The following is a 14,469-nucleotide window of genomic DNA, read 5'->3' as shown; positions in this document are numbered from 1 at the left end:
AATGATAATCTAGCGTTATTCAACTTGAATTAAAAGTCTGAATACCGTAAGATTCTTTTATTTCAAATCTCACTATGTTGCATCAATAAAAATTACTTGGCTTGCGCGTCACAAGCGGGGCAGGCGTGTGAGTACAAACTATACAAGAAAGGTCTAAAAATGGTTCTTATGAATCGTCTTAAGTGCCAAGGTTTGCTGCAATATTTTAGGACTGGAAAATATAACGATGATGCCGGTTTTCTTTTTCACAAGCATAAAAATAGGGAGCTCAATAGATTTATATTATTGGGACTTTATCGTTATACCATTCACAGTCGGCGTCGTAAAATGGGGGGTATATCTTGGGAGATGCCTCTTTAAAACAAGCTCGTGAATATACAACATACCTATATTCTATTTGGAGCGTTCTGTGTTACATGAAGGTCGTACTCCCAGAACGCAATATTTTAGGGCTGGAAAATATAACGATGGTGCCGGCTTTCTCTTTCACTAGCGTAAAGATGGTGGAGCTCAATAGATTTTATATTATTGAGGCTTTATCACTATCCCCTTCATTTATGGGGCCCTGTGTGAAATGGGTATAATATACCTTGAGAGATATTTCTTTAAAACAAATCCATGAATGTGCAACATGCCTATATTCCATTTGGGCGCTGTTTTAGGTGAGAGTTGTGATTCCATTAGACACACAATAAACAAAAATGTGAGGCAATGGGTAATCTCCATTATTTAAAAGACATTAGATACTTTTGAAAGCCATAAAGCTGAATTAAAAGGTGATGGGGAAAAAATGGTAAATGGTTTACACCTTTACGTCTTCATATTCTTCCTAAATTAGGCTGTCTGCCCATTTTAGAAATTACACAAACAGAGATACGCAATACTCTCGCTCCTATTTGGCATAGAAAAGCTGCAACAGCTGAAAAAATACTGAACCGTTTTAATCTTTGTCTCAAATATGCGGCTGCCTTAGGGGTGGATATTGATTTACAAGCAATAGAAAAGCACGTATTTTTTTAGGAAAACAATGTCATAAAATACAACATATGCCAGTAATAAATTGGAGAGATATTTCGGCTTTTTATAAAATACTTTGTCAAACAACAGCTATAACACAACTGGCTTTACCTCTGCTGATCCTTACAGAAGTTCGTACATATCCTTTACGTTACATATGTGAAGATCAAGTTAAAGGGGATATATGGATCACCGCCCATGCAAAACAGAATATCCCAACAAAATACACTTGTTTTTCGTATTTAAACACTTACTCTAAAGAAATATTTGCTCAAAGCACATCACATTTACTTCATGACGGCTCTATGAATGATGCAATACTCCCCCCTCCATATCATATAAAATCTATCGATCACCCCCATCTTTACGCTTATGGAGTAATAAGCTGACATCATCATACACTTGTGCGAGCTCTAGAATGTCGCAGACTAAAGCTTGGCACTTCTCAACGGTTTGTGAAAAGGCATATCTTTCTTGTACGGTTTTTCCCACATGCTAACCTCGCTTTTGATGTGTAAGCAAGTAATTTTGACTAATTCAGTATAAATAGGTTTGAAATGAGATAATCCTATGTTTTTTTGCATTCAACGTGCAAAACAATAAGTTATTATTATCAATCAAAGTGATGTGTCTGGATGAAAATATCTCCACAAAGAATCTAAAAGTTGTTTGATGTTTGACTTTAGGCTTTTGTATTTCGTAATTAAAGATACAAAATACTCATTTCTAAAGCATCAAAGATAGACCATGTTGGACAATAGATAAAACTCTAATGGTGCTTAATTTTAACAAAGGCAATGATTTGTTTAATTGTTTGCGCTGGCATTAACTTTGCAATGACAGACAATATTCTATTGTATGAAGCATAGCATTATTTAGATTTCGGTCAAAAAAATTTGTAAAGAATATTGTCCTTAACAGTCATGCGAAAATTTAATGCAAATGAGTCCAACAATAAGACACATATCCAGTATGATTTAGTTTATAAATTTTCATTGAATACAAAATTCAATGGTTCAGAAGGCTTATTTTCAAAAGTTCTTTATTTTTTTGTGAGTGTGTCATTTTTGCTACAGATATTTCCAAAAAGATGCTCTATATACATATCATTTTGGATATTTGGAGAGATTTTATGAATACAAAACGTTTAATAACGGCGTCTATTTTTTCTTTAATTTCAGCGTCTACAGCGCTTGCTGCTGATGTGATGATTCCTCATCAGTCAGCATCATCAACGTCTTCTACTATTGTTGCGCCTACTTTTTCATGGACAGGCCTTTATTTAGGTGTTCAGGCTGGTGGTTTTTCGAGCAAAGGTGATATAGCTCTTGTTGATCAAGAAAAGAGTTTTCCACTAGATAAAGAGTTCTCTCCTAAACTTTCAGGTTTTGCAGGTGGTTTTTATATGGGCTCTAATATTGATCTCGGTGATAACTTTATTTTTGGTGTCGATACGGATTTAATGTTATCAGGTAAAAAACACACAAAGACCATTAATATAGGTGCAACTAATGACTCTACAGTAGAAAATGCAGTCGCAAGATCCCGCAGATCTGTACGTGCATTACGGTCAGGAGCATCAGGAACAGGAACAGTACCAGGAGAATCAGGAGAGGCAAAAGCACCAGAATCAGCAGGAGCAACATCTGGCACATCAGCAACGCTTAGCGCTTCAGTGACACCTGTAGCAGCAGCCTCCACTACCACATCAGCGTCAACGGTAACGACAGTATCAAGGAGTGGGGCTTCAACTACACCCACAACATCCTCTAGTTCAGGGGCAATATCACCATCAGTACAATCATCACCGGAATTATCAGCGCGATCAGATACAGGAGGGACATCATCGCTCTTATTGGGAAGATCAGCTTCGGTGGATAACTTATCAGGAGTAGGGGCAAGTGGAACAAGTGTGCCTATACAACCAGCACCAGTAAAACCTGATGATGTAGCTAAACCAGCAGCACAACCGACAACGGCAGTATCCTCTGCATCATCAACAGAATCAGCAGTAAATAAGCTAGCAACAACAGCACCTACGTCGATACAGCCAGGATCACAATCATCAACAGCAGAAAAAACAGTACCGAGCAAAACACTTACATTGGCGAGGTCAAGTTCATCCTCTGAACCAGCAAAAGCTGCAAACGGAACAGGAACAAGTGGAGCGCAAGGTTATCATGGTGCCCATGGTGGTGGATATCCTCATTCGCATGGTAGCTATCACGCAGGTAGTCATCATGGCTCTGGTGCTAACCCACACGGTTCACATGGCTCTCATCCACATGGAGTGCAAAGTACCCAAGCAGCGGATAAGGGGGCGTCCGGTGTATATGGTATAGAACAAATGAAAAGGATGGCTTCTGAACTTGGTCTTGATCAAGAGGATGACGTTGAAACTTTAAATCATACTTTCAAACAAAATTGGGGTGGTGCTACACGGGTACGTATTGGTTTTGCTGCTGATCGCTTTATGCCTTATCTTGCTGGTGGTATTGCTTATGGGCAGTTCCAAGATACTGTATCAATATCCGTTAAGGATGAGGATGGGAATGTTGTTTCTTCTAGGAATTTAACCGATGAAACTAAGACTATGGTTGGTTACACTCTTGGTGGTGGCATTGATTTTGCGATGTTGGATAACGTTATTGTGCGTGCAGAATACCGTTACTCCGATTTTGGTAAAAAGAAATTTGCAAAGGAAAAACTTGAGGTTAACTACAAAACCAATGATTTCCGTGTTGGTGTAGCTTATAAATTCTAATCTATTTTAAGAGCAAATTTTTAAGAGGCTCCACTAACAGTGGAGCCTTTATTTTTTTAAGCTCATTTTTTGGTTTCTTTTTTTGTGAATTTCATGATAAAGCCCATAAAGTGTGATGATATATTTTCTTGATTGCTGTTTAATACGAATGATAAGCAGGGCTTTCCCTATAGATAAAAACAAAAGTTGCAGGATTCAGGGAAGTTATGCAAAAATAAAATCGTAAAATGGACAGGAATATTTCACAATGACTGTGAAAAATGAAACAATAGATTATTCAAAAACTCTTTATCTCCCACAAACAAATTTTCCTATGCGTGCAGGGCTTCCGCAAAAAGAGCGTGAATTAATGGCGCGTTGGGAAAATATGGGGCTTTATGCGCAATTGCGCCAACAAGCAAAAGATCGTCCATTTTATATTCTGCATGATGGCCCACCTTATGCAAATGGTCATATTCATATTGGGCATGCCTTAAACAAAGTTCTCAAGGATGTAGTTGTTCGTTCATTCCAAATGCGGGGTTTTAATGCAAATTATGTTCCTGGTTGGGATTGCCATGGGCTTCCAATTGAATGGAAAATTGAGGAAAAATATCGCGCACAAGGAAAAAATAAGGACGAGGTTCCTCTGAACGAGTTTCGTCAGGAATGCCGTGAATTTGCACAGCATTGGGTGAGCGTTCAAAGTGAAGAATTTAAACGCCTTGGTGTTGTGGGAGATTTTAATACGCCTTATACAACAATGGCTTTTCAAGCAGAAGCACGCATTGCGCGTGAATTGATAAAATTTGCGATGTCAGATCAGATTTATCGTGGTTCCAAGCCAGTGATGTGGTCTGTTGTGGAGCGCACAGCCTTGGCAGAGGCAGAGATTGAATATCATGATCATGAATCAGAGGTGATTTGGGTTAAGTTTCCTGTTTTTGAAACAAATTCTGATGATTTATATGGGGCCTATGTCGTCATTTGGACAACAACACCATGGACAATTCCAGCTAACCGTGCGGTGAGTTATTCTTCGCAGATTTCTTATGGCCTTTATGAGGTTGAAAGGGCTGAAAATGATTTTGGTCCGCAAATGGGAGAAAAGCTTCTTTTTGCAGATGCTCTCGCCATGAGTTGTGCAGAAAAAGCCAAACTTGTTTTGAAACGTTTGCGTGTTATTTCCGCTGATGAATTGAAAGCTCTTATTCTTTCTCATCCACTTAAAGGTTTGGCTGGAGGATATAATTATAAGATTGCACTGCTTGAGGGGGCTCATGTGACGGAAAGTGCTGGTACAGGTTTTGTCCATACAGCACCGAGCCATGGGCGTGAGGACTTTGAAATTTGGAATGATTATAAGCTTTTATTAGAGCAAGCGGGAATTGATTCATCAATACCCTTTCCTGTTGATGATGCAGGGTTCTATACGAAAGATGTTCTTGGGTTTGGTCCGAATCGGGAAGGGGGACCAGCACGTGTTATTGATGATAATGGAAAAATGGGTAACGCCAATAAAGAGGTCATTAATGCTTTAATTAATGCAGATCGATTATTTGCACGGGGGCGTTTAAAACATTCCTATCCCCATAGTTGGCGTTCGAAAAAACCCGTTATTTTTCGCAATACGCCGCAATGGTTTATTTCAATGGATAAAGATCTTGGGGATGGGGAAACTTTACGTAGTCGAGCTTTGGAAGCTGTTGCAAAAACCCGTTTTGTACCATCTTCTGGGCAAAACCGCCTCGCTTCTATGATAGAAGATCGTCCTGATTGGGTTCTGTCACGGCAACGTTCTTGGGGGGTTCCTATTTGTATTTTTGCCAATGAGGATGGTGTTGTCCTAAAAGATGAAAGCGTGAACGAGCGTATTTTACGGGCTTTTGAAGAAGAAGGGGCAGATGCATGGTTTGCTGAAGGAGCGCGTGAACGTTTTTTAGGTAACCGTGCACATGAGCCTTGGGAGCAGGTTTATGATATTTTGGATGTTTGGTTTGATTCTGGCGCAAGTCATAGCTTTGTATTGGAAGATCGGGTGGATTTGAAATGGCCAGCAGATGTTTATTTTGAAGGTTCTGATCAACATCGTGGATGGTTTCAATCTTCTCTTTTGGAAAGCTGCGGCACACGTGGTTGTTCTCCTTATAAAACAGTGATCACACACGGTTTTACTTTGGATGAAAATGGTAAGAAAATGTCTAAATCTTTAGGCAATACGGTTGTTCCACAAGAGATCATAAAAACATCTGGAGCTGATATTTTTCGTCTTTGGGTGATGACAACAGATTATTGGGAAGATCAGCGTTTAGGTAAGAAAATTCTTCAGACAAATGTGGATTCATATCGTAAATTGCGCAATGCAATTCGCTGGATGCTTGGAACTTTAGCCTACGATGAAGGGGAAGAAATACCTTATGACGCACTGCCAGATCTTGAGAAACTTATCTTACATCGGCTTTTTGAACTCGATCAACTGATTAATCGAGCCTATGATGCGTTTGATTTTAAAAAGATTATGCGTGCATTATTGGATTTTTCAATCATTGAGTTATCGGCATTTTATTTTGATATCCGCAAGGATTCTCTTTACTGTGACGCACCTTCATCACAAAAACGTAAGGCTTCTTTACAAGTTGTTCGTGAGATTTTTGAACGAATGGTGACATGGCTTGCTCCAATGTTGCCTTTTACGATGGAAGAGGCTTGGTTGGAGCGTTATCCAGAAAGTCAGTCTGTGCATTTGGAACAATTTCGCTCTGTGCCAGAAGAATGGCAAAACCAATCTTTGGCTGAACGTTGGAAAAAAATTCGGCAGGTTCGTAAAGTTGTGACAGGTGCTTTAGAGCTTGAACGCGCAGATAAGCGTATTGGATCCTCACTAGAAGCAGCGCCTATTGTTTTTATTTCCAATCCGGTTTTACGAGAGGCATTAGAAAATGTGGATATGGCAGAGATCTGTATCACCAGTGCTCTCACGATTACGCAGGATCCTATACCGTCTGATGCTTTTACTTTGCATGATGTTGAAGGCGTTGGTGTCTTGCCAGAGAAAGCGGTAGGGAAAAAGTGTGCCAGGTCATGGCGTTATACACAAGATGTCGGGAGTGACCCAACTTATCCTGATGTCTCTGCTCGTGATGCAGCGGCTTTGCGGGAATTAAAAGCTCTTGGCAAGATTTAAAATTTTAGATCAGGGGAAAGAAATGCAAGAAGACTTCCCATATTGATAAATATAGTTTTTTGTGCTACGAGGTAAGTTCCGTTATTTTATCTGCAGGGGGGAAATTTGTGTATGGATCGTTCTCTCATAAATAGCGGGAATATTAATAAGCCATATACTTAGGAGATGGAATAGGCAGTGAGAAAACGTGAAGTAAAAATATTTCCAATAGGAGTTTTAAGTGTATGCTTTATTTTAACAGGATGCAGCTTATCTGCTCCTACCTATGGGACAAATAAACCGGTTTCGATACAGTTTTTTGAAGATGTTGCTAATATTGCTTCATTGACACCGGTCAACAATAGTAATCAGATTGTTATGAAACCTCGTCGAGAGCTTATCATACCAAGTCCTAGCTCACGTAGGTTTTTACCGTTGCCACAACAAGATAGATCGGTTAATAAAATGGCAGTATCGAAGAAAAATCAAGGAAGTTCTCCTTTTCCTCACAAAGGATCGTCAGTTAAGAGTGCTGGTTCAGAAAATCCTTCACAGTTAAATGCAAAACAACGACAAGAATATTTACGTCGTCAAAGAGCACAAGTGGGAAGTCCCAAATATCGTCGCTATCTCACGGAACCGCCTTTAAGTTATCGCCAACCAGCAAAGACTGCACCGATTGGTCGATAGAGGAAAGATCAAGTATTAAAGGATGTGCGGTATTCTTATAAGACTTATGATACCAAGTTTTTATTTACGCAGAGCTTTGTCATTGCTATAAGAAGATCGTTATTTTCATAAAGTTGTAATATAGCAATAGCATCGAGAGGGAGTTTTTTTATTTCTCTAACAAGAAACCTCTCTCAAAGTTCTCAAGCCCATTTCACACTGTTACTTGTGTGGATGGTATAACGATAAAACCTCCATGAAATAATATAAAATCTATTGAGTACTACCATCTTTATGCTTTTGAAGGAGAAAGCTGGTATCATCATTTTATTTTGTTGGCCTCAATATTTACGATAGATCTTAATTAAGACAATTCATAAAAAGGCATTTTCGTTCTTTCTTATATAATTTTTATCCACGCGTCAGCTCTGTTTGTGGTGTGCAAGAAAGTGATTTTGATTGATTCAATATAAACTAGATTGGAAATGAGAGAATCTCACGATATTCGGATCTCTAATCTAATATAAACACACTAAATTATCATTATAAATAAATGTGTTATATAAAAAATTCATTATTCTCTATCTTTATGCTTATACAGAAGCAGGCTGGTGTTATCATTGTATTTGCCAGCTTCTAATGTGCTAATTTTTCTATTTAAGAGTCTTCATAAAAGCTATTTTTAGTCTTTTCTAAATCATTTTTTATCCAGATGGTAATCTACCTTGTGGCATGTAAGAGGGAGATTTTTATTGATTCAGTATCATTTAAAATGAGCGTATATCTACGATATTTTGGACTATATATTTTATATACAAAATAATGGATTATCTAATAAAAGCACGATGTAGTGTTATAAGAGAAAAAATGCTTTGAAATAGTTTTTTCTATATTAAAAGGATAATAGTCTTTTTTTAAAGATAGGATAGTTCTTTTAAAGAGTGAAAGGTATAAATGAAGCATTGTTTTTAGGATCTCTTTTGGATAAAAAAATCTTTAAGTAATTGAGCAGCTTCTTTTTCCTTAAAGCCAGAATAAATCTCAGGTTTGTGATGACAAGTTGGTTGCTGATAAAAACGTGGGCCATTTTCTATAGCGCCTCCTTTGGGATCATTTGTTGCATAATAGAGACGTCGTATGCGTGCGAATGAAATGGCAGCAGCACACATAGCACAAGGCTCAAGTGTTACGTAAAGATCGCAATCCGGCAGTCTTTCGCTTTGCAATGTTTCACAAGCCATACGGATTGCACGCATTTCTGCGTGTCCTGTAGGGTCATAGGCAGATTTTATAAGGTTACCAGCGCGTGCGATAATAGCTTTTCCACGTGTAATGACAGCGCCTACGGGAACCTCATCTTTTTTTGCAGCCCATTGTGCTTCCAAAAGGGCTATTTCCATGGGCGTCAAGGTCATGATGTTCTTTCTACTGAAGGCATAGAAAATCTCAAGCTTTCTCGATAAGGAATGCTATGGAATGAGTAATTTATTATTTTTTTATAATGAAAGGAATACTTTTATTTTTTTTAAATGTTTAAAATAAACTTGCAAGTCAATGGATACGTTATTGCTGTTAAAGGATAGAAAATGATAAATGATTGTGTTACTTGCTCTTTCAGGATAAGCGGTATGGTGCATATAAATAATTTTCTGAACATACTGGCAAAAATTGGTTTGAAACGCAAATGAATGAAAATAATGAGAGTGAACGGATTGCTAAAAGGTTAGCGCGTGCTGGCGTTGCTTCACGTCGAGATGCAGAAATGATGATTGTTGCAGGTCGTATTTCTGTGAATGGTACAGTTGTGAAAACGCCTGCTTTTAATGTTAGCCGCTCTGATGTTATTAAAGTCGATGGCAAACTTTTACCCCCTGTAGAACGAACCCGTTTATGGCTTTACCATAAGCCAGCAGGGCTTGTCACCACGAACCGTGATCCGGAAGGTAGACCTACAGTATTTAGTCATTTACCAAAAGGAATGCCGCGCGTTCTTTCTGTTGGAAGGCTTGACATTAATACGGAAGGGCTTTTGCTTTTAACCAATGATGGTGGCTTAGCACGTGTATTAGAGCTTCCTGTAACGGGGTGGGTTCGCAAATATCGCGTTCGTGCCCATGGAAGAATAAAGCAGAGTGCGCTAGATAACCTTAAAAATGGTATTGCGATTAATGGTATTTTCTATGGTTCGATTGAAGCTTCAATTGAATGGGAACAGGGGTCTAATATATGGCTTTCTGTCGCTTTGCGAGAAGGAAAAAATCGTGAAATAAAGAATGTTTTAGGGGCGTTGGGATTATCAGTTAATCGTTTAATCCGTGTCTCTTATGGTCCATTTCATCTCTCTGATTTAGAAGAAGGAGCTGTACAAGAATTAAAAGGTCGGATGTTACGTGATCAGTTAGGAGAGCGTTTGATTATGCAAGCTAATGCAGATTTTGATGCTCCTATTCTGAAACCATTTTCAAATTCTCCAGTTGTTGGGAAAAAACAAAGCCAGAAGGATGTTTCTATTGCCAATAATGGTTGGGTTTTCTCAAGCGAAAGAGCGATACGGCGCCACCCTAGAGATGGTTCTGTTGAGCATAGTCGCGCACGATTAAATGCAAAGTCTCATGAGAATGTGAATAAGGGGAAAAGTGTGGAGGGAAAAGCAGAACGTTTTCTCCCGCGTTCTCGTCGTGCTAATGTTTGGATGGCTCCTGGTGCTCGTCCGCAGAGTGCACGGAGGAATCCTTCCTATAGTGAGGATAAATCGCATGATCATAAGAGAAATTTGACTGATAAAAAATTCTTTCATCGAGGCAAGGAAAAATTAAAAGACAATCACTTGCAGAAAGAGAAGGGGGGAAGCTTTGTTCAAAAACGTGGCAAAACATCTTATGATGAGACACATAGCTTTGGTAAGAAAGATCGCTTTTTAAAGGATAAAGAGAGAATGGTAAAAGGTGATCCTGATGAGCATTCTTTTGAAAGAAAGAAAAAGGTAAAATCATTTGGTGGTGCTATGAAAAAATCTAAACCACACAAAGATGGTACAAAAACTTCGAAACGATTTGGAGGCCCCCGTGCGGATCATCGGCGGTAAATTTGCTGGGCGCGTTTTGTTTTCGCCTATTGATCAGTCGATTCGCCCAACGAGTGATCGTACACGAGAAAGCCTTTTTAATATTCTTTCTAGCCGTGAAGAACAATTTTGGACCAGTAAACGCATTCTTGATCTGTTTGCGGGTACTGGTGCTTTAGGCATTGAAGCACTTTCACGTGGAGCAAAGGCTGCTGTTTTTGTTGAAAACTCGGTTGAGGGGCGGGGGATTCTTCAAAAAAATATCGAAGCCTTTGAGTTACAGTCGATAGGACGGATTTTACGTCGTGATGCAACCAAACTTGGCAATATTGGAACAATGCTTCCATTTGATGTTATCTTCGCTGATCCTCCTTATAGCCGTTGTTTAGGTGAACAGGCTTTTGTAGAAGCTTTGCGAGGAGGGTGGGCAAAAGCTGATACACTTTTTATACTTGAAGAAAAGAAAGATACAATCATTCATTTGCCTGACGTCTTTTATCTAGATGATGAGCGTTTTTATGGTGAAACAGCAATACGTCTTTATAAATTACGACTGCTTACATCTTGAGATTTTTTTTATCCGGTTGGGTAAAAAAACGCTTCTTTACAGTTTCTTTATTTTATATGGTTTCTTTCAAGCTTAAGCAGAAGATCAATAAAAGATTCTAACGTTAAAAGAACTGATGAATTTTAATTTTATTACGCTTTTTGCTTCTCTTTTTCGTTTTTTGGAAGTTTTTTTATAGCTTATTCCATCTCAATTGTTTTATCCGGATGTGAAATAGAATTTGCCAATAGAATACTTAACTCTTATTGTTATGAGCGTATAGTTATACTATACGATAAGAGGTGGTGATTATGAGTTTTAAACATAAAGGCTTAAAATTATTTTAATACAAGGGGTTCTACAAAAGTTATCCAAGCGTTTTATACAAAAAAGTTACGCGTTATCTTAACAGCTTTAACAAGTGCTACTACGTCTGAAGTGTTGAAAGCACCTGCCTTTAAAGTGCATCTTCTTAAAGGTGCAGGATCTGATTCTATGTGGGTGAATGGCAATGGGCGTGTTACTTTTCGCTTCATAGGAACAGATGTGGAGCTTGTTGATTATCAAGACTACCATTGATGAGAGGAACAAAAACAAATGATGCATAATCCTGCACATCCGGGCGAAGTTCTAAAGGTAGCTTTCTTGGAAGAAATGGGGCTATCAATACAAAAATTAGCCGACCACCTCCATATGACAAGAGCTTCTCTATCAAGAGTGATTAACGGTCATGCTTCTATGAGTAGCGAGCTTGCAATTAAATTAGAATTAGCTGGTTTTAGTAAAGCAAAATTTTGGTTGGATATGCAAACAAACTATAATTTATGGCAAACAATACAACAAGTACAACCACCTATTTCCCCACAGGTTTCTGATGCGCCTCAAACGTCGCTTTGATTTCGTTAATAATTTTGATGGTAATTTAGTTTGTGAAGTTAACTTTTTTGAAGTTTTTTCTCGTTCGAAGAGCGAACATTTTACGATATATGCTCTTTATAATATAGAAAATATCCTCTAATTTTCTGTCCAACCCCAAATTACGCTGAGGTGCAATTTATTGTATCTGTGTTCACAATATATGGTGCTGCTCGTTTTTGTAAGTTATGGGCTAATTTATTAATTTCAGATAGATTACAAGTTTTAATGCATTGTTAAAGCTTTAGTGTGTTATGAGCTACTGATAAATGTTTCTTCTTCAATAGGAAATATATTACACGACAATATTTACGATATATTTTTGTTTTATTTATTTTGGTTACACCTTAATTATCAATACCTTATAAACAGTTGAAAGTTTTAAGCTGTGTCATCTATATTGATATCTTAAGTAATTGCGTAAATTCTATCGTTGTTATTGTATGAACTTAAAACAGATATCTTTATTTAAGGTAGACAATATTGTTCATTTATTAATGAACATTTGTGTGTTGACGTTATTAATATCGCTTGTTGATTTACTCATTACCTATTTAAGGACACTTAAGAAAATTAAATATCTTATTGTTGTGCAGCTTTAAGCGTAATTTATATATTACTCTTTATCATTAAAGATTAAGTGATTTTGTAAAAAAAAGGGAGGTTATCATATTTAAATGGATACATAGTGAAGAAATTAGCATACAAGAAAGTGCAGAGCAAATGTGGTCTATGTGGGAAGATGTAGCAACATGTCCTTGCTGGATCATGCACTTGAATGGCTAGAATTTTCTGGTACTTTCAAAGAAGGCGCTATAGGACGCATAAAATCTAAAAAGGGACCAACAGTAATTTTTACACTGGATAAAGTTATAAAAAGTGTTTGTTTTTCTGATTATGCTAAACTTCCTCTTACACGCATGATTTTTGATCATGAATATATTTGTTCAAAAAAATCTGGTTCTTCAAATAATAAAATTCATCATCCTGTAACGATGTCTGGTTTACTTTCTCCTTTCTTTGGAATGATTATTGGATCAAAAATTAAATTACATCTTTGCGATGCAATGATTGAAATGAGCAGACGTGTTCTTACTGAAAATAAGCCATCTGATGTGTCTTCATAAAGAAGTTGGCTTTTTTAAAAAAAGATGCAGAAATTATAGCCTTATGAGAATGGAAATAGTTATGAGTATATCACAAACCAATGAGTTTTTAGTTAGTCGTTGAGAGCATATTAGATCATCTTACAGGATTAATTTTTCCCTAACGATCTTATAAAATTCATTGAATTTTATTGTATATATAAAAACTTATAAGATGATTTTTTCATTGAAAATAAGAAAGTTTTAGAAGTTCATGGCTTTTCTTATGAAGTTGCCGACATGATATCATCATGTGGTATTTTTCAGTTTCTAATAGTGCTACAGCTTTTGTATTTTAGGGCATTCATAAAAAGCATTTTGACTTCTTTTGCAATAATTTTGATTCACACAAACTCTATTCATGATGTGCTAGAAAATAGTTGTCATTCACTCAACGTGGGTAGATTTTTAATGGAGAGAATTGTATGATATTAAGCTCTTTTGAGCAAATGGCAAAACAATGAATTATGATTATAAATCAAAATACTGGTTACAAAATTACAAGGATAATTTTTTGTGATCATTTTTCTAAAGAGTATAGCTCTAAAAGACTCTAGAAGATAAAATAGGCACACACTTTGTTCCTGTAAAAATGAATCTCGTATCGATATATTTTGTTCAAATGTTTTAAAAATTGAATTTTTCAAATACGTGGAGATATCGCGGCTTCTACAAATATTTTTATAGCTGTTAAAATAATTATGAGTGATAAGGGGGCCAAAACTAATTGAGCGAATATGTTTATTGCAAACTAAATTGAGAAATAGATACAATATTGAGTTTCATAGACAACTTTTATTGATTATCATTGTATGACAATATCATGACCCTTCATTGTTTAATGGAGGGGTGAGAGGGAAAATATTAAATCAAAATCTATCCCGTATCTTGAGACTTTTGTTTCAGGAAAGAGAATTCTGTCAAATTATGCCTGCTTAATAACAAAGTAACCGATTAAGGATGAAGCATGAAAAAAAACAAGGATTCTCGTCTAGATACACTAGACTTGAAAAAAATGTTATAATTATAACTTATTTTTAATAAATATAAAAAGGAATTTTCTATGATATTACTTATCATGGATAAAGAAGTTTATGACAGCTCATTTTATTGAAATTATTTAATGAAAGAAAATATTTTTTACGCTGTTGATATTTTGTTTTATTGACAAGATTACAGTTCTCTTATGAGAGAGCTTATCGAAGT

The 14,469-nt window shown here is 36.9% G+C and carries 9 protein-coding genes and 3 pseudogenes; 10 read left to right on the top strand and 2 right to left on the bottom strand.

All coding sequences use genetic code 11. The features are described 5' to 3' along the window. Positions 1–168 precede the first annotated feature (168 nt). Together FNZ60_RS00845 and FNZ60_RS10565 are read left to right on the top strand one after the other, a co-directional pair. Entirely contained in the window at positions 169–360 is a 192-nt protein-coding gene (locus FNZ60_RS00845) for a DUF4102 domain-containing protein (protein WP_246054684.1), read from the top strand. Positions 361–574: 214 nt separating this feature from the next. Further along, positions 575–1,205 (top strand): annotated as a pseudogene (locus FNZ60_RS10565) (phage integrase central domain-containing protein); the annotation flags it as partial. A gap of 157 nt (positions 1,206–1,362) precedes the next feature. On the opposite strand, the gene FNZ60_RS09565 reads toward FNZ60_RS10565, so the two are convergent. After that, positions 1,363–1,509, bottom strand: coding sequence for a hypothetical protein (locus FNZ60_RS09565; RefSeq protein WP_185913388.1), 147 nt, complete (start codon positions 1,507–1,509; stop codon positions 1,363–1,365). A 640-nt stretch (positions 1,510–2,149) separates the two neighbouring features. Between FNZ60_RS09565 and FNZ60_RS00825 the strand changes: the two genes are divergently transcribed. The 3 genes from FNZ60_RS00825 to FNZ60_RS00815 all read left to right on the top strand — a co-directional run bounded on the left by FNZ60_RS00825 (position 2,150) and on the right by FNZ60_RS00815 (position 7,613). Then, positions 2,150–3,781 (top strand): outer membrane protein, encoded by a 1,632-nt coding sequence (locus FNZ60_RS00825; RefSeq protein ID WP_142415869.1) that lies wholly within the window; start codon positions 2,150–2,152, stop codon positions 3,779–3,781. A gap of 247 nt (positions 3,782–4,028) precedes the next feature. Then, complete coding sequence (gene ileS, locus FNZ60_RS00820; protein ID WP_142415868.1) at positions 4,029–6,944, top strand: isoleucine--tRNA ligase; 2,916 nt, start codon at positions 4,029–4,031, stop codon at positions 6,942–6,944. A gap of 177 nt (positions 6,945–7,121) precedes the next feature. Further along, positions 7,122–7,613 (top strand): hypothetical protein, encoded by a 492-nt coding sequence (locus FNZ60_RS00815; RefSeq protein ID WP_142415867.1) that lies wholly within the window; start codon positions 7,122–7,124, stop codon positions 7,611–7,613. 947 nt (positions 7,614–8,560) lie between these two features. On the opposite strand, the gene FNZ60_RS00810 is transcribed toward FNZ60_RS00815, so the two are convergent. Then, complete coding sequence (locus FNZ60_RS00810; protein ID WP_142415866.1) at positions 8,561–9,007, bottom strand: nucleoside deaminase; 447 nt, start codon at positions 9,005–9,007, stop codon at positions 8,561–8,563. A gap of 269 nt (positions 9,008–9,276) precedes the next feature. On the opposite strand from FNZ60_RS00810, the gene FNZ60_RS00805 reads away from it, so the two are divergent. From FNZ60_RS00805 to FNZ60_RS00785, 5 genes and pseudogenes are all read left to right on the top strand, one after another. Continuing rightward, positions 9,277–10,677 carry a pseudouridine synthase gene (locus FNZ60_RS00805; protein WP_142415865.1) on the top strand — a complete coding sequence of 467 codons (1,401 nt, stop codon included), beginning with the start codon at positions 9,277–9,279 and terminating at the stop codon, positions 10,675–10,677. Continuing rightward, positions 10,658–11,224: a 16S rRNA (guanine(966)-N(2))-methyltransferase RsmD gene (rsmD, locus tag FNZ60_RS00800; protein WP_142415864.1), complete on the top strand. Its 567-nt coding sequence runs from the start codon at positions 10,658–10,660 to the stop codon at positions 11,222–11,224. The genes FNZ60_RS00805 and rsmD overlap by 20 nt, the downstream gene beginning before the upstream one ends. 281 nt (positions 11,225–11,505) lie before the next feature. Further along, a pseudogene (locus FNZ60_RS10515) lies at positions 11,506–11,782 on the top strand (type II toxin-antitoxin system RelE/ParE family toxin). Between the two features lie 18 nt (positions 11,783–11,800). Continuing rightward, on the top strand, positions 11,801–12,100 hold the full coding sequence (locus FNZ60_RS00790) for a HigA family addiction module antitoxin (protein ID WP_142415863.1): 300 nt from the start codon (positions 11,801–11,803) through the stop codon (positions 12,098–12,100). Positions 12,101–12,787: 687 nt separating this feature from the next. Further along, positions 12,788–13,245: pseudogene (locus FNZ60_RS00785) on the top strand (SRPBCC family protein). Positions 13,246–14,469: the final 1,224 nt, after the last annotated feature.

It is taken from the genome of Bartonella massiliensis (assembly GCF_902150025.1).
GTDB lineage: Bacteria > Pseudomonadota > Alphaproteobacteria > Rhizobiales > Rhizobiaceae > Bartonella > Bartonella massiliensis.
Note: the sequence above shows the minus strand (reverse complement) of the source record. Positions and strands in the feature narration are given on the sequence as shown.

Excerpts from the sequence above, each read along its gene's own strand:
- FNZ60_RS00845 (WP_246054684.1), top strand. The coding sequence starts at position 169 with ATGAATCGTCTTAAGTGCCAAGGTTTGCTGCAATATTTTAGGACTGGA.
- FNZ60_RS00825 (WP_142415869.1), top strand. The coding sequence starts at position 2,150 with ATGAATACAAAACGTTTAATAACGGCGTCTATTTTTTCTTTAATTTCA.
- ileS (WP_142415868.1), top strand. The coding sequence starts at position 4,029 with ATGACTGTGAAAAATGAAACAATAGATTATTCAAAAACTCTTTATCTC.
- FNZ60_RS00810 (WP_142415866.1), bottom strand. The coding sequence starts at position 9,007 with ATGACCTTGACGCCCATGGAAATAGCCCTTTTGGAAGCACAATGGGCT.
- FNZ60_RS00805 (WP_142415865.1), top strand. The coding sequence starts at position 9,277 with ATGAATGAAAATAATGAGAGTGAACGGATTGCTAAAAGGTTAGCGCGT.
- FNZ60_RS00790 (WP_142415863.1), top strand. The coding sequence starts at position 11,801 with ATGATGCATAATCCTGCACATCCGGGCGAAGTTCTAAAGGTAGCTTTC.